This is a genomic window from Hydrotalea sp. GW822-HT8A01 (genome assembly GCF_058798575.1).
In genome coordinates, this window is record NZ_CM179506.1 from 3,641,665 (window position 1) to 3,661,680 (window position 20,016).

The following is a 20,016-nucleotide window of genomic DNA, read 5'->3' on the forward strand; positions in this document are numbered from 1 at the left end:
AAAAGGGTCATCCCGTAGAAACAGAACGACCTCTAACGATTGCTTGCCATATGAAAATTCTTGAGTCTTATTCCTGAAAGGTAGGTACAAAAAGTATTACCTTAAAATTTTGCCTCTAACGATTTGCCACTCTAACGATTGCTTATTGCCTTTAACTCATCTTTCTTTAACAAAAGTAAGGTGGGTTTTTTATTGGTAGAAATCAATTTAGGCACGATTTTATTACCTTAAACCGTAATTAAAATACGAAAAAACCGCGTAGAGACTGTGTTTCATAAAAAAAAATACATGATGTCCAACAGAAATTCAGACCCATTATTTCTATTAATTCAATCCTTACAAAAGTCAGAAAAAAGGCATTTTAAACTTTATATTAAAAGAAGTTCTAATAAAGACGAACTAAAAATTGTACAATTATTCGATGCATTGGAAAAAATGCAGGATTATGATGAAAAAACTTTACTGAAGCGTTTAAATAATATTAATAAACCACAATTAGCCAATTTAAAAACACATCTGTACAAACAGGTTTTAGCCAGTTTGCGTTTACTAAAAAGTACTGACAGTATTGATTTACAATTGAATGAGCAGTTAGATTATGCCAGAATATTGTACAATAAAGGCCTTTTTTTACAAAGCCTTAAAATTTTAGAAAGAGCAAAGGAAATGGCCAAAACTGCCAATAAGTTCAATTTCATGACGCAGGTACTTTCACTGGAAAAAAAAATTGAAACCCTCCATATTACCCGAAGCATGCCTGGTAAAACCATGCAAATCACTTCCGAATCAATAAAAGTAAGTGAGCATGTTACACAGGTTGCTGCATTATCCAACCTGGCTTTACACCTGTATACCTGGTATATTAAAAACGGACATGCCAGAAATGAACAGGATGAGGCAGATGTAAAACTATTCTTTAAAGAAAACCTTCCTGCAAATGCCTATATTTTAAAAGGGTTTTATGAACGTTTGTACCTATACCAAAGCTATACCTGGTATGCATTTATTCGGCAAGATTTTTTAATGTATTATCGTTACAGTGAAAAATGGCTGGGTTTATTTGATGAGCAGCCGAATATGATTGCAGTTGAAACCGGCCATTACATTAAAGGATTGCACAACTTACTCAATGCTCATTTTGATTTAAGAAATTTTGATAAGTTTCAATTGATATTGCAACGTTTTGAAGCTTTTGCTGCAACTGATTTGGCTAACCAGCACGACAATTTCAGAATTCAAACCTTTATCTATATTCATAGCGCAAAAATTAACTGGCATTTAATGGCCGGTACCTTTTCAGAAGGGTTAACCATCGTTCCTTTTATTGAGGCTCAATTACATCAATATGGGCGATTTATTGATGCACACCGTATTCTGGTATTTAACTATAAAATAGCCTCATTATACTTTGGCAACCGGCAATTTGCCACCTGTATTGACTATTTGCAAAAAATAATTAATGATAATTTTTCTTTACGAAATGACCTGCAATGTTATGCCCGTTTAATGCATTTATTAGCACATTACGAAATGGGTAATAATGATATTATTGATTCTTTAATAAAATCGGTATACCGGTATATGGCCCGCATGCAAAATTTAACCATTGTTGAAGAAGAAATTTTTGCTTTCTTACGGAGATCCTTTTATGTAGCTGAAGAAAAATTACAACCCGAACTGGTTATTTTACTTTCTAAAATAAAACATCTTGAAAAGAACCGTTTTGAAACCCGTGCATTTGCCTACCTGGATATTATTTCATGGGTTGAATCGAAGGTATATCACAAAACCATGAGTGAAATTATTTACAATAAGTACAAGGAAAGTAAAAAAAGAAGATACCCTTAAAGAAGCCTTTTAACTGTATCCGAGCCGACCGTTTCACGAATGATACACTGCTGTATAATTGGTTAAAAATTAAATGTTCTTCAAAAAAAAACGTCCCATGTCGGGTTCAACATGAGACGTTAACTTATTCGAAAAAAGGATTTATTTATTTGCTATCTCCTTCTTTTTCGTCGCCTTCTAATTTGGCACGAATATCGGCCAATGCACCTAAATCGCCTAAAGTTGCTTTTTCAACTTTGCTCTGAATATTCTTTACGGCTTTTTTGGTTTTTTCAGCTTCGGCTTTGGCTTCTTTCTTCACTGATTCTTTTTCTTCAGCCTGCGCCTGTTCCCAAATTCTGCTATGGCTCAACACAATTCTTTTTTCATTTCTATCAAACTCAATTACTACAAATTGTGCAGTTTCATCGGCACCAACAGATTTTCCATCTTCTTTAACCAGATGACGGTTAGGAGCAAAACCTTCTAAACCATAAGACAGTTGCACTACGGCACCTTTATCATCTTTACGAATCACAGTTCCTTCATGAATAGTTCCAACGCCAAAGGTTTCTTCCAGTGCATTCCAGGGATCTTCTTCCAATTGTTTGTGGCCCAATTGTAATTTTCGGTTTTCTTTATCAATACCTAAAATGATGGTATCAATATATTCGCCCACTTTTACATATTCACTGGGATGATTGAAGCGTTTTAACCAACTTAAATCACTAATATGGATCATTCCACCAATTCCTGCTTCCAATTCAACAAACACACCATAAGGCGTAATGTTTTTCACTAATCCTTTGTGTTTGCTGCCTTCTGCAAATTTGATTTCAATGGTGCTCCATGGGTCTTCTGTCATTTGTTTGATAGAAAGACTCATTTTGCGTGCTTCTTTATCTAAAGTAACCACTTTAGCTTCATACTCATCACCTAATTTAAAGAACTCTTTTGCGTTGATGGGTGTATTTGCCCAGGTAATTTCAGAAACGTGTACCAGGCCTTCAACACCGGGTTGAATTTCTAAGAAAGCACCATAATCTTCAATATTCACCACTTTACCTTTTACAACTGCACCTTCTGCTAAATCAGCAGGTAATACATCCCATGGATGTGGCGTTAATTGTTTCAGACCCAGACTGATGCGTTTTTTGTCATCATCAAAGTCTAATACAACCACCTGTAATTTTTGATCCATTTTTACCACTTCTGATGGGTGAGAAATTCTTCCCCATGAAATATCGGTAATATATAATAAGCCATCTAATCCACCTAAATCCATAAATGCACCAAAGTCTGTAATATTTTTTACAGTACCTTCTAATACCTGACCTTTTTCTAACTTACTCATAATTTCAGCTCTTTGAGCTTCAATATCACTTTCAATCAATGCTTTGTGTGATACAACGGCATTTTTAATGGTTTCATTAATTTTAACTACTTTAAATTCCATTGTTTTTCCAACAAACTGGTCATAATCAGTAACCGGTTTCACATCAATTTGAGAGCCAGGAAGGAAGGTTTCCATACCAAAAACATCAACAATCAATCCGCCTTTGGTTTTAGAGGTAACAGTTCCGGTAACAACTTCACCGGTTTTGTGTACTTCTACAATTTTTTCCCAAGCACGGAAAATACGGGCAGATTTGCGGCTTAAATGAAGATTGCCATCTCTGTCTTCTTTTTCTACCACCATTACTTCCACTTTATCACCAATTTTCAAACCGGGTGTATCGCGGAATTCATTGAGAGAAATTAAACCATCACTTTTAAACCCGATATTAATAACAGCATCTGTTTTGGTTAAGCCAACAATATCACCCTGTAAAATTTCGCCATCTTCAATTTGCACAAAAGTGTTTTCATACACTTTGTCATATTTAGCTTTTTCATCAGGGGTGTACAGACTTACATTGCGTTTATCAATACTCCAGTCAAAATCATCATGAGCGGTTGCCACTTCTTCAACCGGCTCAGCTACAGGTACATTTGTTGTCGCTGCAGATTGTTCCTGTACTGCTTCCTGAGCAGCACCGGATACATTCTCCTGTGCATCAGCGTTTAATTGGTTGTTAATAGAAATCATAATAATACCCGATTGTTTTAATTCGGGCTGCAAAAGTATGTATTTCAAGCCAAAAAAACTGATTTTATAGCAGTTTTTTTACCAATCTGATGCCTCATAGCAACGTTAATAACCAAGACATTAATAAAATATTAAAAGAGGAATAAATGTTTATTGATTTAAAATTTTATTTAAATTTAACCGGGTTATTCAAAACAGATAAACCCTGCATTCAACTACTTTATTCACTAAAAACACAAAAAAATGAAAAGAATTTTTGCACTGGTGCTGGCTTTAGCTATTTTCTCAACAGCATCTTTTGCGCAGGCAGCTAAAACTCAGCCTAAAAAAGAGAAAAAAGAAATGACAGCGCCTAAAACAACCCATGTTAAAAAAGATGGTACTGCCGATATGCGTTACAAAGAAAATAAAGGCAAAAAAGAGGCAGCCGGCCCAATGAAAAAAGATGGCACACCGGATATGCGGTATAAAGCCAATAAGCCCGCCGACAAAAAGAAGAAAGGATAAATATTGCTATGAAATAATAAACTGTTCCTGTTGTTTCAGTGAGCAGTTTTTTTATGCACTTGCTGAACTATCTGCAGCAATGGCTTTCGCTGCCATAAATGCTGTTGTCCATGCGCTTTGAAAATTAAATCCGCCTGTTATACCATCAATATCTAACACTTCACCGGCAAAAAACAAATGAGGTATTTTTTTACTTGCTAAAGTATTGGCATCTACTTCAGATAAATCGATGCCGCCAGCCGTAACAAATTCATCCTTAAAAGTAGTTTTGCCCTGAATGGTATACTTATCCTGCTGCAATTTCAATACCAGTTGATTGATTTGATGATTACTGATATCGGCCCATTTTTTTTGAGGTGAAAGATGGATTTGTTCTAAGAAATAAAGCCACAACCTTAGAGGAAAAGAGAAATAGCATTTAGAACCAATCATTTGCCGGGATGCATTCATTCTGAAACCATTCAGGGTATTTCGCAATACCTGCTCATTCATTTCAGGAATCCAATTGATAAGTATATCAAAAATATAATTTTTTTCAGCCAAATAACGGGCACCCCATGCCGAAAGCTTTAAAATGGCAGGTCCGCTGAAACCAAAATGGGTAATTAACAGAGGGCCTGTTTGTTTCCATTTTGTTCCGTTAATTTTTATTGCAACAGCAGGAACACTAATACCTGTTAATTCATGAATAGGGTGCGAAGAAAGGTTGAATGTAAACAACGAGGCTACAGGCGGAACAATAGTATGACCTAAATTGGCCAACCAATTCCACTGCAATAATTTAGGAAAACCACCTGTTGTAATACATACATAATCTGCTACCATTTCTTTTCCATTTACAGCAGTTAATTTGAAATAATTTTTAACAGGCAAAATTTTGATAATATTTGTTTTCAACAGAAGATTAACCTCATAACGTTTTGCTTCGCCTAACAAACAATCAATAATTGTTTGAGAGGTATTGGTATCGCTAAACATCCGCCCATCTGGTTCTGCAATCAGGTTTACATGGCGCTCTTTAAACCACTCAACCGTATGTTTTGCATTAAACCAATGAAAACATTTTTTTAAAAACTGCGCACCACGTGGATAATATTGAAAAAACTGATTGAGTTCGAAACATGCATGGGTAACATTACAACGCCCACCACCACTAATTTTTACTTTTGAAAGCACTTTATCTGATTTTTCAACAATCATTACCCGCAAATCAGGGTTCATCCGCGCAGTGTTTACCGCACAAAAAAAACCGGCAGCACCTCCTCCAATTACTATTAAAGATTTTGAATTACGCATTTATTGCATTATCATAATTGAAATGATTTCTTGAATACCATTCCAAAAATTACCCATTTGGATATTTTCATTGGACGCATGTTGATTATCATCGTAATTGGCAATGGGTATAGAAATGGCTTTGGCATTGAGTTGTTGTTCAATAACATACAAAGGCAAGCTGCCACCTGTAGAAGGCATGATTACTAACCCCTTTGTTGAAGTTGCAGCAAGTGCACGAATGATTTGCTGCGAAACTGCTAAGTCCATTGGTGTTTTTTGCGCATTATACCCATCACTACAAATAATTTTGGCAATGAATGGATGAGCCATTCGTTCCACATCAGTAGGATCTCTGTTAATGATGTAATAACCTTTATCTTGAATATGCTTAATGACTCTTTCCTGCTGTACTTTGTAATCGTTTCCGGGCACCAAACGTAAATCTAAACTTACAGAAGCGGTAGCAGGAATACTATTGGTAGACAATGCACCAAACTTTCCGCTTTCGATACCATTGATATTTAAAGTGGGTAAAAGAATGGCTTCAGATAAAGCAATATTTTTCATTTCCGGCATAATAAAACCGAATTGGTGTTTCAATTCTGTATCATTTTGATCTAATTGTGCCAATACATTTTTCTCCAGATTGGATAAGGGTGTCACATCACTATAAAAATTTTTGATGGTAACATAACCACTATCGTTTTTCATGGAAGATAATAAGCGAACCAGATTCCATGCAGGATTGGGTGCCCAATTGCCATAGTGACCACTATGTAATGGGAATTTGCTTCCATACAAAGTGATGTCTATATGCGTATCGCCCCGAACACCGAATGATATCAAATTTTTTCCGGATGAGGGTTGTGGGCCATCGCAAATAATCCAAACATCAGAGCGAAGCAGATTTTTGTATTTGAATAATACCTCAGCCAAATGTGGCGAACCGGCTTCTTCTTCCCCTTCAAAAAAGAACTTTACATTTACTGCAGGCGCAATATTTTTCTTTTTTAAAGCAATGTAGGCATTGATGATTGCCATTACACCGGCTTTATCATCGGCAGCACCACGAGCATAAATTCGAAATTCATCCTGCAAATTATTAATAAATTCATCTTTCGTCAATGGCTTACCGCCAAGTTCAATTTTATTACTGTATAAAGCAGGTTGAAAGGGATGTAAACCGATATGCCAGTTAGCGCTATCAACGGGCTGTCCATCATAATGGGCATAAAATACAATAGTTTGCCTGGCTCCGGGTACTATTATTTCTCCATATACTACCGGTGGTGCTGATTCATCTTCAGGAAAAAGAAAACGGGTATGTTCAATACCGGCAGATTGCATTAGCCGCATTAAATATTCCGCATTATTCTGCAAGGCAATCTTATTTACTGCAATATTAGGGATGGCAATAAAATCAATATAATCCTGCAGAATAGTGGCTTTTTTTTGCTGTTGATAATCTTTGAACCAAGGCAATGGATGCTTTTGCTGTGCCTGCACTTGCATGAGGGCTAAAAAAAAAGCAAACGATAAAATATTCAATCTATTCATGTATTTATTTTATAGTATGTAACAATACAGTCAATGCATTATATTGCAGCCAGGTTAAAACACAATTAAATACACCATGCACTTGATTTTCTGGATTATTTAGAATAAAATCAAGTACTGAAACAGATTATGCGTAATAACTGGTATTTAGATTCGTATTGCTTTTTTCAGCAGCTTCTATAATGCTGTAATCAGATAGAATGAGCGGATGCTCCTTCTTCACACAAACATCGTGTTCAAAATGTACAGAAACTTTGCCATCCCTTGTTCTAACCGTCCAGCCATCTTGTTCTGTATACACGTCTTTGGTACCTAAATTAATCATCGGTTCAATAGCCAACACAAGATTTTCTTTCAGTTTTGGCCCATTACCGCGTTTACCATAATTAGGCACTTGTGGCTCTTCATGTAATGAACGTCCTAATCCATGACCTACTAATTCACGCACTACCCCATAACCCATTTTCTTTTCAGTATGTTCTTGAATGGCGAAAGAAATATCACCTACTCTGTTACCGGCTATTGCTTTTTCAATTCCTTTATAAAGGCTTTCTTTTGTAATTTTTACCAATTGCAATACTTCAGGTGCAACCTCTCCAACAATAAAGGTATACGCATGATCGCCATGCCATCCATTTAAAATGACACCCATATCAATTGAAACAATATCACCTTCTTTAATTAGAGTATGATTCGGAAAACCATGTACCACCACGTCGTTCACCGAAGCACATACTGAGTATGGATATCCGTGATAATTTAGAAATGAAGGAATAGCCTGATGATCTTTCACAAATTCAAAACAAAGTTTATCTATTTGTAAGGTAGTAACGCCGGGTTTTAAAAATGTAGCAACAGCCGTTAATGTTTTACTAACCAGCAAAGCGGCTTCTTTCATCAATGCAATTTCCTGTTCAGTTTTAGCATACATCATATTTACATTATTTCTTCGTGACATTTGAAAATAAAATTAATTGATTCAATTTAAATTAGTGCTATTATCTAAAGTATAAATGGAACGTCAATAAAAAGAAAACCTGCTGAGCCAAGGCCCAACAGGTTAATATTTAAAAAGCAATTCTTCAATATTATAATACAGAAGATGTTACACCTTGCCTTCCCTGTATTCTACCGCCACCAGACATTAATCCATCGTACTGACGCATTAATAAATAAGTTTCTATTTGTTGCAGCGTATCTAAAATTACCGCTACCATAATTAACAAAGAGGTACCTCCATAAAACGTACTGAATGAACTGGTTACACCTAATTTTTGAGCAAAACCTGGCATGATACCTACAATTGCAAGAAAAATGGCACCGGGTAAGGTTACTTTATCCATAATAGCGCCTATAAAGTCTGTTGTAGGTTGGCCGGGTTTAACACCGGGTATAAAACCGTTATTACGTTTTAAATCTTCAGAAATTTGTTTGGGGTTGAATATTAAAGCGGTATACAAAAAGGTAAATCCAATTACCATAACACCATAAATCAGCATGTACCAAGGGTTACTGTGATCATTGAATATTTTTATAATTCCTTTTGCAGATTCAATATTAGTGAAAGAAACCAATGTAGGTAAGAACATAATTGCCTGTGCAAAGATGATAGGCATTACACCTGCACTATTCACTTTTACCGGTAAAAATTGTCTTGCACCGCCAAACTGACGATTGCCTATAATTTGTTTGGCATAATTCACAGGTATTTTACGTACACCTTGCACCAATATAATTAAGCTCATAATGACAGCAACCAGAATGGCAATTTCAATCAGGAAAATTAATAAACCACCACCCGCTTTTTCACTTTTGGCAGAAAATTCCTGAATGGTTGCCTGTGGAAAACGTGCTAATATACCCACCATGATAATAATAGAGGTACCATTCCCCAAACCTTTATCCTGGATTCTTTCTCCTAACCACATTACAAACAAAGTTCCTGCTGAAAGTGTGATAACAGTGGTAATTGTAAATACTGTTCTGTCTAATAAGATAGCCTGTGCATAGCCGCCCTGTGGGTTAGTTAAATAAGCAACATAAGCACCTGCCTGAAAAGCGGTTACAATTACAGTTAAATAACGAGTCCATTGGTTAATTTTATTCTGACCGCTGGTACCTTCTTTTTGAATTTTTTGTAATTGAGGCACTAAAATGGTCATTAACTGCATAAAAATAGAGGCAGATATATAAGGCATAATGCCCAATGCAAAAATGGAAGCTTGTGTAAAAGCTCCACCTGCAAAAGTATCGAACAAACCTAACAAACCTTTATTTGCAGCATTTAATTTTGCCTGATCTAATAAATTCGGGTCAATTCCGGGTAATACTACATGGGTACCAAACCGGTATACTAATATTAAAGCAAGCGTTACAATAATTTTATCACGCAACTCTTCAATACCCCAAATATTCTTAATTGTTTTGATGAATTTTTTCACAAATACTGTTGTTAAGAGATTAAAACCTAAAGCATTTCAAACGCTAATGAATGCGGGAGGCAATATACAGTAAATTATTTAATTAGCTCTACTGTACCGCCAATAGATTCAATGGCAGCTTTTGCCTTATCGCTAATGGCATTTACTTTAAAATTCAATTTAGTTTTTAATTCTCCATTACCCAGAATTTTAACTTTATCAGTCCTGTTTACCAATCCGTTGATGTATAAGTTTTCCAATGAAAATTCTGAGAAAGCATATTTTTCATTCAATGTTTCTATTTGACCTAAGTTGAACACTTTGTATTCAACACGATTAATATTTTTAAAGCCACGTTTTGGTAAACGACGTTGGATAGGCATCTGACCGCCTTCAAAAGCATTTTTACGTTGGTAACCGGCACGGCTTTGTCCACCTTTGTTACCTTTTGTAGATGTACCACCTTTACCAGATGCTTCACCTCTGCCTAATCTTTTTTGTTTGTGCGTTGCGCCTTCTGCGGATTTTAAATTGTGTAATTTCATTGTATTTGATTTTGTACTTATCGGGGAATCGCCCCTCGCTTGATGAATAAATGATAAATGCGAAATGATATGCGAAATTAATTCACATATCATTTAGCATTCAATGATTGAATTACTTTACTTCTTCAACTTTCACTAAGTGGCTTACTTTATTGATCATGCCAACAATTTGAGGAGTTGCTTCTACTTCACGTGATGCATTTAACTTATTTAAACCAAGGGCTTCTAAGGTTTTTTTTTGACGTTCAGACCTGTCGATACCACTTTTTATTTGAGTAACTTTAATTTTTTTCATAATCTTCAGAATTTTAACCTCAGCAAAATATGCTAAAGTTTACCCGTTAAAAACTTTATTTAATTTTACGTTACGATTTTTGGCAACCTGAATTGGCTCACGTAATTCGGTTAAAGCTTTAATGGTAGCCTTAACAACATTATGAGGATTGGCAGAACCAAGACTTTTGGCCAATACGTCGGTAACACCTGCACTTTCCAAAACAGCACGCATGCTGCCTCCAGCAATTACACCGGCTCCGTGTGCTGCGGGTTTAATTAATACTTTGGCTGCACCGGCTTTTGACCATTGTTCGTGTGGTATGGTTCCATGCATTACAGGAACTTTTACCAAGTTCTTTTTTGCATCATCAATACCTTTTGCTATAGCTTCCTGAACTTCTTTTGCTTTTCCCAAACCCTGGCCAACAATTCCTTTTTCGTTACCAACTACTACTAAAGCAGAGAAACTAAAAGTACGTCCGCCTTTTGTAGTTTTTACAACACGGTTAATCGCAACTACTTTTTCTTTCAGTTCAATTTCACCGGTTAGCTTTACTTTATTTTCAGTTATTTTAGACATGGACCTAAATTATTAAGTATTTGTTTAGATTAGAATTGAAGACCACCTTCTCTGGCACCATCTGCTACACTTTTCACTCTGCCATGGTATAAGTTCCCGCCTCTGTCAAAAACACAGGTGGTAATACCTAATTCTTTTGCTTTATGTGCAATAGCTACACCTACCATTTTAGCTTTTTCAATTTTTGTAACTTTTTGAGCAACTAAATGTTTATCTCTTGAAGAGGCAGCAGCCAGTGTTACGCTATTGTCATCATCAATTAATTGAGCATAAATTTCTGCATTACTTCTAAAAACCGATAAACGGGGTTTAGTAGCTGTACCGGCAACTTTTTTACGGATACGGTACCGAATTTTTTGTCTTTGAACAAGTTTACTATTCATTTCTATTTATTTTGTCTTCCGATACTGCCGGAAGTGTCATTTATAATTGTTATTTACCAGCAGCTTTACCAGCTTTTCTTCTGATAATTTCATCGCTATATTTTACACCTTTTCCTTTGTATGGTTCAGGTTTACGTAATCCGCGTATCTTAGCAGCCACCTGTCCTAATAATTGTTTGTCAATACTTTCTAAAGTAATGGTTGGGTTCTTACCTTTTTCAGTAGCAGTGGCAACTTTCAACTCTTTAGGCACTTCAAAAATAATGTTGTGAGAGTAACCTAACGATAAATCCAATGTATTACCTTGATTCGCAGCTTTAAAACCCACACCCACCAATTCCAGATCTTTTCTAAATCCTTCTGTTACACCTTTTACCATGTTAGATACCAAAGAACGGTACAAACCATGCATGGCACGATGGCGAATTTGATCAGTAGGTCTTTTTAAATTCACTTCAGTGTCAGAAATTTCAATCACAATATCTCTGTCAACTGCTTGCTTTAATTCACCTTTAGGCCCTTTCACTGTAATTACGTTATCTTTTCCAAGTGTAACAGTAACGCCTTTGGGAAGTATTACGGGTTGTTTTCCAATCCTAGACATAGTCGTTTCGTTTTTTATAATTACAATTTAAGTTGTGTTCAGCCCCGACTAAAAGGCTTAATTATCTACTTAAATCAAAAAGTGATTAATAAATATAACAAAGCACTTCACCACCAACATTTTGCGCTTTTGCCTGTTTGTCGGTTAATACGCCTTTAGAGGTGCTGATGATAGCAATACCCAACCCATTAATAACACGTTTCATATCAGCGGGTTTTGCGTATTGACGTAAACCTGGTCTGCTAATTCTTTCTAAGGAACGAATAGCAGGTTGTTTACTCGTAGGATCATACTTCAGTGCAATTTTGATAATACCTTGTTTGGTATTTTCTTCAAATTTGTACTTTAAAATATAACCCTGCTCATATAAAATTTCAGTCATCCGCTTTTTTAAATTAGAGGCGGGAATTTCTACCAGTCTGTGACCGGCCATTTGAGCATTACGAATCCTTGTTAAAAAGTCTGCAATAGGATCAGTTACCATTGTATATTAATTAAATGCTGTTCTAAATTTTGTTTACTAAACGGATTAAAATTACCAGCTGGCTTTTGTTACACCAGGAATTTTACCATTTAAAGCCATGTCTCTGAATATTACCCTGGATACACCGAAATAACGCATATATCCACGAGGTCTGCCGGTTAACTGACAACGATTTTTTAATCGTACCGGTGAAGCGTTTTTGGGTAATAAATCTAAAGCAGCATAATCACCTGCAGCTTTCAGAGCAGCACGTTTTTCTGCGTACTTGGCCACCATTGCTTCTCTTTTTACTTGTCTGGCTATGATTGATTTTTTTGCCATAATTTTAATGTTGATTCTGAATGGGCAAATTGCCCATTTATATTTTAATTATTTTCTTTTTTTGCACTTTTAAAAGGCATTCCCAATTCTTTCAACAGCTCATATGCTTCTTCATTGGTTTGCGCAGTTGTAACAATGGTTATATCAAAACCGGTAATTTTATTAACTTTATCAATATCAATTTCCGGAAATATAATTTGTTCAGTTACGCCTAAAGTATAGTTACCACGCCCATCAAAAGCTTTATCACTAATTCCTTTAAAATCACGTACCCGGGGTAATGCTACAGATACCAGCCTGTCTAAAAATTCATACATTTTTTCGCCACGTAAAGTAACTCTTGCGCCAATGGGCATGCCTTTACGTAATTTAAAATTAGAAATGTCTTTTTTAGAATAAGTAGGTACGGCCTTTTGACCTGTAATTTGTTCTAATTCGTTTACGGCAACATCTACCAATTTTTTATCGGTAACAGCACCGTTCACGCCACGGTTAATACAAATTTTTTCGATTTTAGGAGCCTGCATTACACTTTTATAAGCAAACTTCTTCATCAATACGGGAATTACTTCCTGGCGATATTTTTCCGCCATTCTCGGAGTGTATTTAGTTGTACTCATTATTTAATAACCTCCCCTGATTTTTTTGATATTCTAATTAATTTACCCTCTTCTCGGCTTTTTTTAATTTTTGCAGGGCCGCCGGCTTTTGCATCCCAAAGCATTACATTACTGATATGCACAGGAGCTTCTATTTTAACAATACCACCTTTTGTATTTTGAGCATTGGGTTTGGTATGTTTTGTAACAATGTTTACCCCTTCTACAACAACTCGTGCTTCATCAATCAGAACTTCTAATACCTTTCTGGGTTTTTTCAAGTCCTTGTCTTCACCGGCAATTACTACAACAGTATCGCCTTTTTTGATGTTAAATTTGGGTTTAAATCTTTTACTCATGGTGTTTACCCTTTTATATAACCCTTTTTTAAAAGGTTAGTTATTTGTTTTGTTACCAGCTTTTAATCTATATTCAGCTTCGTTGCGTCGCACACTTGTACTTGTACAGTTGTTACGCTACGGAGCGATTTATAAAACCTCAGGTGCCAATGAAATTATTTTCATGTAGCCTTTATCTCTTAATTCACGGGCAACCGGCCCAAAAATACGAGTTCCACGTGGCTCATCAGCATTGTTTAATAACACAACAGCATTATCATCAAAACGAATATAAGAACCATCTTTTCTGCGTAATTTGTTTTTGGTTCTTACAATTACGGCTTTGGATACGGTACCTTTTTTAATACCACCGGCAGGAATGGCATCTTTAACAGTTACCACAATTTTATCGCCAATTTTGGCATAATCCTGGCCACTATTTCCAAGTACTTTAATACAAAGTACTTCTTTGGCACCGCTATTATCAGCTACATTTAGTCTGCTTTCTTGCTGGATCATTGTTTAATAATTTGATAGTTAACAGGCTGCTATAAGCAGGCTATCGATAATAATTTTATTTGGCTTTTTCAATCACCTCAACTAATCTCCAACGTTTGGTTTTGCTTAGTGGGCGGGTTTCCATTATTTTAACCATATCACCAATTGTGCACTCATCTTTTTCATCGTGTGCATGGAACTTAGTCGTTTTCTTAACGAACTTTCCATAAATAGGGTGTTTTACTTTTCTTTCTACAGCAACGGTAATGGTTTTAGCCATTTTATTACTGGTTACCACCCCAATTCTTGTTTTACGCAAATTTCTTTCAACCATTGTTAGCAATTTATTGGTTATTAAGCCATAGCTCTGTTATGTAATGCCGTTTTTAAACGGGCAATATCTTTTCTTAACTCACGAATACTCATTGGATTTTCCAACGGAGAAATTGCGTGTGCAAATTCCAATTTCTTTAACCTTAAGGTATCCTCCTCAATTCTGGCTTTAATGTCAGATTCAGTCATCTCCTTTAGGCTCTTATTAAAATCAAATTTTTTTGCCATTGCAAATAATATTAAAGTGTTTATTTTATGCTTGCAAGTCTCTCCTTACAATAAATTTGGTTGCAATTGGTAATTTTTGAGCTGCCAAATGCAATGCTTCTCTGGCAACTGTTTCACTTACACCATCACACTCAAAAATAATACGACCCGGTTCCACTACAGCAGCCCAAAATTCAGGGTTACCTTTACCTTTACCCATCCTTACCTCTAAAGGTTTACGGGTAATAATTTTATCGGGGAATACCCTAATCCAAACGTTTCCTTCACGCTTCATGGCACGTGTCATACTTTGTCTGGCAGCTTCAATCTGACGGTTGGTTAACCAAATGGGTTCTAAAGCTTTTAATGCAAACGAACCGAAAGCAATAGAGGTGCCCCTTTTAGCAACATTCCTAATGCGGCCTTTTTGTTGTTTTCTATGTTTACTTCTTTTTGGCTGTAACATTTTTTTGTTGTTTTTACACAGTATTTACTGTGTGGTATTCAAAAAAAGTATAGCAAATTGCTAGTACCTGTTTTAATGCTGTGGTTTTCTTGGTCCTCTGGAATCATTGTTCCTTCCACCGCCACGGTGATCTCCGCGATTACCGCCTCCGCGTCTGTCATCTCCACCGGTTCTCTCTCTTCTATCGCTTAGGTCATTTTTTCCGCCAACAAAATTTGGGTTCAATTCGCGTTTACCTAATACTTCACCTTTACAAATCCACACTTTGATACCGATTTTACCATATACAGTTTGTGCAAATACACTTGCATAATCAATATCCATACGTAAAGTATGCAATGGTACACGGCCTTGTTTAAATTCTTCACTACGAGCAATTTCAGCACCGCCTAAACGTCCGCTCACCCTTACTTTAATACCTTCTGCACCCATTCTGAGTGTTGAGGCAATGGCCATTTTAATGGCACGCTTAAAGTTAATACGGTTTTCAATTTGCCGTGCAATAGTATCGCCAACAATGGTTGCATCTAATTCAGGACGACGTATTTCAAGAATATTGATTTGAACATCATCCTTACCGGTTAATTTCTTCAATTCTTCTTTAATACTATCTACTTCACCACCACCTTTACCGATAATAATACCTGGTTTTGATGTATGAATGGTAACGATAAGTTTACCAAGCGTACGCTCAATAACTATTTTTGCTATACCACCTTTGTTTATACGGGCATTCAGGTAAGTACGGATTTTTTGATCCTCAATTAACTTAACGGCAAAGTCTTTTTTATTGCCATACCAGTTACTTTCCCATCCGCGGATGATACCTAACCTGTTACCAATTGGATTTGCTTTCTGACCCATAATATGGTTTCAATTAGTTTTTAGAATCTACAATGATTGTTACATGATTGCTGCGTTTTCTTACTCTGTAACCACGACCTTGTGGTGCCGGGCGCATTCTTTTTAAAATGCGGCCACCATCTACAAAAATTGTTTTTACAATAAGACTACTATCTGCAGCACTGGCTCCATTATTTTTTTGTTCCCAATTATTAATGGCACTCTTCAACAGTTTTGCTAACGGGGTAGCATTGTGTTGCGGGTGAAATTCTAATATAGCCAAAGCCTTTTCTACTTCCATTCCACGGATCACATCGGCTAATAACCGCATTTTGAGCGGACCAGTGGGATAATTTTTCAGTTTAGCTACTGCTTCCATTTTGATTTGATTTCTATCATTCGGCAAACTGTTTTACTGTTTGCCCTGAATTAATTTATTTTTTTTGTCCTGAGTGACCTTTGAAGTTTCTGGTAGGCGCAAATTCTCCTAATTTATGTCCAACCATAAATTCAGTTACATATACAGGTATAAACTTGTTACCATTGTGTACAGCAAATGTATGCCCAACAAAATCGGGTGTAATTGTACTGCGACGGCTCCAGGTTTTTATCACCCCTTTCTTTATTTTACCTTCGTTGATGGCGGTTACTTTTTCATCAAGATTTGCGTCAACATAAGGACCTTTTTTAATCGAACGACCCATTTGGATTTACGATTTAGTGCGTTTATCTAAATATTGTTACTTGGTAATTTTTTTACCATCTCTTCTTTGAATAATCAGCTTATCACTGGCTTTGCCTCTTGTTCTGGTTTTTTCACCTTTGGCATATTTACCGGTTCTGCTGCGTGGATGACCTCCGGAAGCTTTACCTTCACCACCACCCATTGGGTGATCTACGGGGTTCATGGCTACACCTCTAACTCTTGGGCGGATTCCTTTCCAACGATTTACACCTGCTTTACCGGCAGTTTGTAAATTATGATCGCTATTAGATACCACTCCAACAGTTGCGTAACAGTTAATTAAAACTTTTCTCAACTCTCCGGAAGGCATTTTTAATACGGCGTATTTTTCTTCCTTATTGGCTAATTGAGCAGATGCACCGGCACTACGTGCTAATTTTCCACCTTGTCCGGGTTGCATTTCAATATTATGAATATTGGTACCCAAAGGCATATTCTTCATTTGAAGTGCATTGCCAATTTCGGGTGCAACTGCATCGCCGGCAATAACTTTGGCACCTACTTGTAAACCCTGAGGAGCCAGAATATATCTTTTTTCACCATCTGCATATTGTAACAGCGCTATAAAAGCAGTACGGTTTGGATCGTACTCAATTGATACAACAGTTGCTTCAATATTTTGCTTATTGCGCTTAAAGTCAATAATACGGTAATGTCTTTTATGACCCCCGCCTATGTAACGCATTGACCTGCGACCCTGAGCATTACGTCCACCTGTTTTTTTAAGTGGTTCTAACAAGCTTTTTTCAGGCTCATTAGTGGTAATTTCAGCATAAGCATTGCCAATTCTCCAACGAGTGCCGGCAGTGATTGGTTTGTACTTTTTTAATGCCATTGTTTCTTAAATTTTAATGCGAAATTTTCAGCTTCGCTACTATAACTAAATGTTTGCGTATAAATCAATTGTATCACCCTCAGCAACTGTTACCAATGCTTTTTTATAAGATGATTTTTTCCCTTTGATAAAACCAGCCTTTGTGTAACGGGTTTTGTTTTTTCCTGGAACTACTACAGTGTTAACATCCACTACGGTAATGCCATAAAAGGATTCAATTGCCTGTTTTATTTGAAGTTTATTTGCTGCACGAACTACTTTAAAAGTATAACGGCGTAACTTTTCCTGTTGGACATTTGCCTTTTCAGATAAAATAGGCTTAATTAAAATATCAGTTGGTTTCATTCTATTTCTTTTGAAACGTTTGTAAATTATGCTTCTACCATTTCGTTTTCTGCAAATATCTTCGCTGCATTTTCTGTTATTACCAAAACATCTGCATTCATTACATCATAGGTATTGATATCTGCCAATAATGTACTGGTAATATTCGGGATATTTCTGGAACTTAAATACACATTATCATTATACTCAGGCAAAACAATAATTGCTTTCTTTTCAGCTACCTGCAAAGCACGCATGATATTGGTAATTTCCTTTGTTTTAGGTGCATCCATTGCAATATCTTCTACTACAATAATGGCATTTTCTTTTGCTTTATAACTAAGGGCAGAAATTTTTGCCAAATCTTTTACTTTACGGTTTAATTTGAAAGTATAAGCGTGTGGTTTAGGTCCAAAAATAGTACCACCACCTTTGTACAAAGGGTTACGGATATTACCTTTACGAGAACCACCGGTACCTTTTTGTTTGTGTAATTTACGGCTGGCACCATGTACCTCAGCACGTGTTTTTACCTTATGTGTACCCTGACGTTGAGCAGCTAAATGTTGTTTAACAGCCAAATAAATAACATGGTCATTGGGTTCAATACCAAAAATATCTTCCGGTAATTCAACCGTTCTGCCTGTTTTTTCGCCTTTTATATTTAATATTTCTAATTGCATGATTTGTGTGAATTATAGGTGACTACTTCTGGATATAAACTATAGAACCGTTATGACCCGGTACTGAACCACTGATTAACAGATAATTTTTCTCAGGGAATATTTTTACTATTTTCAATCCTTTCATTTTTACATGGTCATTACCCATTCGACCTGCCATTCTCATTCCTTTAAAAACTCTTGAAGGATAAGATGAACCACCGATTGAACCGGGGGCTCTTGAACGGTCATGTTGACCATGAGAAGCTTCACCAACACCACTAAAACCATGACGTTTCACAACACCCTGAAAACCTTTTCCTTTTGTGGTGCCAATTACTTCAACAGCATCACCTTCAGAAAAAATATCGAGTGTAATGGTTTCGCCTAATGCTTTTTCAATGGTATAGTTGCGAAATTCTTTTATAAATCTTTTGGGAGCAGTTTGAGCTTTTACGAAATGATTTAACTCAGACTTAGTGGAGTGTTTTTCTTTTTTATCGGTGAAGCCTAATTGCAAAGCTTCATAACCGTCTGTTTCTTTGGTTTTCACTTGTGTTACTACACAAGGACCTGCCTCAATAATGGTACATGCCACCTGTTTGCCATCTTGGGCAAAAATGCTGGTCATTCCAATTTTTTTTCCAATAATACCTTTCATGTTTTGCGGTTTTTGCCCCGCTAAGGTGTAGAGGACATTTTGCCATGAAGCAAAATTCAATCCTTGTTTGCTGCCGACCTTTTCCCTTTTGCCACCAAAACCCGGTGGTTTTGCCTGCTCTTTGAAATATACACTTCAAAGACGATGGAAGTACCGGAAGTAAACAAACCTCGAAGGGCCTGTTTATATGTCAAATTTTATATTCAAAAGCCAGAGCTCCTTTTTCAATAACGATTGGGAGGTAGCCTACTTAATCAACTTTATCAAGCTTTGATTTCCACTTCAACACCGGAAGGTAAATCTAATTTGCTCAAAGCATCAACCGTTCTGGATGATGATGTATAAATATCTAATAACCGCTTATGCGTACACAACTGGAATTGCTCTCTGCTTTTTTTATTCACGTGGGGTGAACGCAAAACAGTAAAAATTCTTTTATGCGTAGGCAAAGGAATAGGTCCGGTTACAACGGCACCAGTACTACGAACAGTTTTCACAATTTTCTCGGCAGATTTATCTACCAGATTGTGATCGTATGATTGTAATTTTATTCTGATTCTTTGAGACATAATCTTTACCTAATTTTCCGATTGGGTTGCAAAGGTATGGCTACAGGTTTAAATGGGCAAGAAAA

Annotated in this window: 28 protein-coding genes; 2 read left to right on the plus strand and 26 right to left on the minus strand. The window is 36.3% G+C overall.

The genetic code is table 11. The features are described 5' to 3' along the window. The first annotated feature begins 288 nt into the window (after positions 1-288). Positions 289-1,848, plus strand: a complete 1,560-nt coding sequence (locus AC3QLY_RS16080; RefSeq protein ID WP_317196307.1) for a hypothetical protein — start codon at positions 289-291, stop codon at positions 1,846-1,848. A gap of 145 nt (positions 1,849-1,993) precedes the next feature. Here AC3QLY_RS16080 and rpsA read toward each other — a convergent pair whose 3' ends face one another. Then, positions 1,994-3,964: a 30S ribosomal protein S1 gene (gene rpsA, locus AC3QLY_RS16085; RefSeq protein WP_287100819.1), complete on the minus strand. Its 1,971-nt coding sequence runs from the start codon at positions 3,962-3,964 to the stop codon at positions 1,994-1,996. 195 nt (positions 3,965-4,159) lie between these two features. On the opposite strand from rpsA, the gene AC3QLY_RS16090 reads away from it, so the two are divergent. After that, the gene (locus tag AC3QLY_RS16090; protein ID WP_068242822.1) at positions 4,160-4,423 is read left to right on the plus strand and encodes a hypothetical protein; all 264 of its coding nucleotides are present in this window, start codon (positions 4,160-4,162) and stop codon (positions 4,421-4,423) included. 51 nt (positions 4,424-4,474) lie between these two features. On the opposite strand, the gene AC3QLY_RS16095 is transcribed toward AC3QLY_RS16090, so the two are convergent. The 25 genes from AC3QLY_RS16095 to rpsJ form a co-directional block, all read right to left on the minus strand. After that, positions 4,475-5,719 (minus strand): BaiN/RdsA family NAD(P)/FAD-dependent oxidoreductase, encoded by a 1,245-nt coding sequence (locus tag AC3QLY_RS16095; RefSeq protein ID WP_075051472.1) that lies wholly within the window; start codon positions 5,717-5,719, stop codon positions 4,475-4,477. Beyond that, the gene (locus AC3QLY_RS16100) at positions 5,720-7,258 is read right to left on the minus strand and encodes a M20/M25/M40 family metallo-hydrolase (RefSeq protein WP_492990112.1); all 1,539 of its coding nucleotides are present in this window, start codon (positions 7,256-7,258) and stop codon (positions 5,720-5,722) included. 127 nt (positions 7,259-7,385) lie between these two features. Then, entirely contained in the window at positions 7,386-8,192 is an 807-nt protein-coding gene (map, locus tag AC3QLY_RS16105) for a type I methionyl aminopeptidase (RefSeq protein ID WP_068242554.1), read from the minus strand. 154 nt (positions 8,193-8,346) lie between these two features. After that, positions 8,347-9,699: a preprotein translocase subunit SecY gene (secY, locus tag AC3QLY_RS16110; protein WP_068242557.1), complete on the minus strand. Its 1,353-nt coding sequence runs from the start codon at positions 9,697-9,699 to the stop codon at positions 8,347-8,349. Between the two features lie 74 nt (positions 9,700-9,773). Then, on the minus strand, positions 9,774-10,223 hold the full coding sequence (gene rplO / locus AC3QLY_RS16115) for a 50S ribosomal protein L15 (protein WP_074418252.1): 450 nt from the start codon (positions 10,221-10,223) through the stop codon (positions 9,774-9,776). Positions 10,224-10,335: 112 nt separating this feature from the next. Further along, positions 10,336-10,518 (minus strand): 50S ribosomal protein L30, encoded by a 183-nt coding sequence (rpmD, locus tag AC3QLY_RS16120; RefSeq protein ID WP_074419557.1) that lies wholly within the window; start codon positions 10,516-10,518, stop codon positions 10,336-10,338. A gap of 39 nt (positions 10,519-10,557) precedes the next feature. Further along, positions 10,558-11,079: a 30S ribosomal protein S5 gene (gene rpsE, locus AC3QLY_RS16125; protein ID WP_068242564.1), complete on the minus strand. Its 522-nt coding sequence runs from the start codon at positions 11,077-11,079 to the stop codon at positions 10,558-10,560. A gap of 29 nt (positions 11,080-11,108) precedes the next feature. After that, a complete protein-coding gene (gene rplR, locus AC3QLY_RS16130) occupies positions 11,109-11,462 on the minus strand; it encodes a 50S ribosomal protein L18 (RefSeq protein ID WP_074418247.1) in 354 nt (117 codons plus the stop codon). Positions 11,463-11,511: 49 nt separating this feature from the next. Continuing rightward, positions 11,512-12,066: a 50S ribosomal protein L6 gene (gene rplF, locus AC3QLY_RS16135; RefSeq protein ID WP_074419558.1), complete on the minus strand. Its 555-nt coding sequence runs from the start codon at positions 12,064-12,066 to the stop codon at positions 11,512-11,514. Positions 12,067-12,151: 85 nt separating this feature from the next. Beyond that, complete coding sequence (gene rpsH / locus AC3QLY_RS16140) at positions 12,152-12,550, minus strand: 30S ribosomal protein S8 (protein ID WP_068242573.1); 399 nt, start codon at positions 12,548-12,550, stop codon at positions 12,152-12,154. Between the two features lie 51 nt (positions 12,551-12,601). Then, on the minus strand, positions 12,602-12,871 hold the full coding sequence (gene rpsN / locus AC3QLY_RS16145) for a 30S ribosomal protein S14 (protein ID WP_288095424.1): 270 nt from the start codon (positions 12,869-12,871) through the stop codon (positions 12,602-12,604). Between the two features lie 44 nt (positions 12,872-12,915). After that, complete coding sequence (gene rplE / locus AC3QLY_RS16150; RefSeq protein WP_068242580.1) at positions 12,916-13,491, minus strand: 50S ribosomal protein L5; 576 nt, start codon at positions 13,489-13,491, stop codon at positions 12,916-12,918. Then, positions 13,491-13,829, minus strand: a complete 339-nt coding sequence (gene rplX, locus AC3QLY_RS16155) for a 50S ribosomal protein L24 (protein ID WP_074418249.1) — start codon at positions 13,827-13,829, stop codon at positions 13,491-13,493. Before rplX ends, rplE begins: the two co-directional genes overlap by 1 nt. A gap of 129 nt (positions 13,830-13,958) precedes the next feature. Further along, positions 13,959-14,327: a 50S ribosomal protein L14 gene (gene rplN, locus AC3QLY_RS16160; RefSeq protein WP_068242586.1), complete on the minus strand. Its 369-nt coding sequence runs from the start codon at positions 14,325-14,327 to the stop codon at positions 13,959-13,961. A 55-nt stretch (positions 14,328-14,382) separates the two neighbouring features. Further along, complete coding sequence (rpsQ, locus tag AC3QLY_RS16165; RefSeq protein WP_068242590.1) at positions 14,383-14,640, minus strand: 30S ribosomal protein S17; 258 nt, start codon at positions 14,638-14,640, stop codon at positions 14,383-14,385. A gap of 20 nt (positions 14,641-14,660) precedes the next feature. Then, positions 14,661-14,867 (minus strand): 50S ribosomal protein L29, encoded by a 207-nt coding sequence (gene rpmC / locus AC3QLY_RS16170; protein WP_068242592.1) that lies wholly within the window; start codon positions 14,865-14,867, stop codon positions 14,661-14,663. Between the two features lie 25 nt (positions 14,868-14,892). Next, positions 14,893-15,312, minus strand: a complete 420-nt coding sequence (gene rplP, locus AC3QLY_RS16175) for a 50S ribosomal protein L16 (RefSeq protein ID WP_068242597.1) — start codon at positions 15,310-15,312, stop codon at positions 14,893-14,895. A 72-nt stretch (positions 15,313-15,384) separates the two neighbouring features. After that, on the minus strand, positions 15,385-16,176 hold the full coding sequence (rpsC, locus tag AC3QLY_RS16180) for a 30S ribosomal protein S3 (protein WP_074419559.1): 792 nt from the start codon (positions 16,174-16,176) through the stop codon (positions 15,385-15,387). 13 nt (positions 16,177-16,189) lie between these two features. Next, positions 16,190-16,534 (minus strand): 50S ribosomal protein L22, encoded by a 345-nt coding sequence (gene rplV / locus AC3QLY_RS16185; protein WP_074419560.1) that lies wholly within the window; start codon positions 16,532-16,534, stop codon positions 16,190-16,192. A 55-nt stretch (positions 16,535-16,589) separates the two neighbouring features. After that, positions 16,590-16,859, minus strand: a complete 270-nt coding sequence (rpsS, locus tag AC3QLY_RS16190) for a 30S ribosomal protein S19 (RefSeq protein ID WP_075051470.1) — start codon at positions 16,857-16,859, stop codon at positions 16,590-16,592. 36 nt (positions 16,860-16,895) lie between these two features. Continuing rightward, positions 16,896-17,735: a 50S ribosomal protein L2 gene (gene rplB / locus AC3QLY_RS16195; RefSeq protein ID WP_068242609.1), complete on the minus strand. Its 840-nt coding sequence runs from the start codon at positions 17,733-17,735 to the stop codon at positions 16,896-16,898. 45 nt (positions 17,736-17,780) lie between these two features. Beyond that, positions 17,781-18,080 carry a 50S ribosomal protein L23 gene (gene rplW / locus AC3QLY_RS16200; protein WP_075051469.1) on the minus strand — a complete coding sequence of 100 codons (300 nt, stop codon included), beginning with the start codon at positions 18,078-18,080 and terminating at the stop codon, positions 17,781-17,783. Positions 18,081-18,106: 26 nt separating this feature from the next. Continuing rightward, entirely contained in the window at positions 18,107-18,742 is a 636-nt protein-coding gene (gene rplD, locus AC3QLY_RS16205) for a 50S ribosomal protein L4 (RefSeq protein WP_218331438.1), read from the minus strand. Positions 18,743-18,764: 22 nt separating this feature from the next. After that, positions 18,765-19,382, minus strand: coding sequence for a 50S ribosomal protein L3 (gene rplC, locus AC3QLY_RS16210; protein ID WP_075051467.1), 618 nt, complete (start codon positions 19,380-19,382; stop codon positions 18,765-18,767). 263 nt (positions 19,383-19,645) lie between these two features. Beyond that, complete coding sequence (gene rpsJ, locus AC3QLY_RS16215) at positions 19,646-19,951, minus strand: 30S ribosomal protein S10 (RefSeq protein ID WP_068242832.1); 306 nt, start codon at positions 19,949-19,951, stop codon at positions 19,646-19,648. Positions 19,952-20,016: the final 65 nt, after the last annotated feature.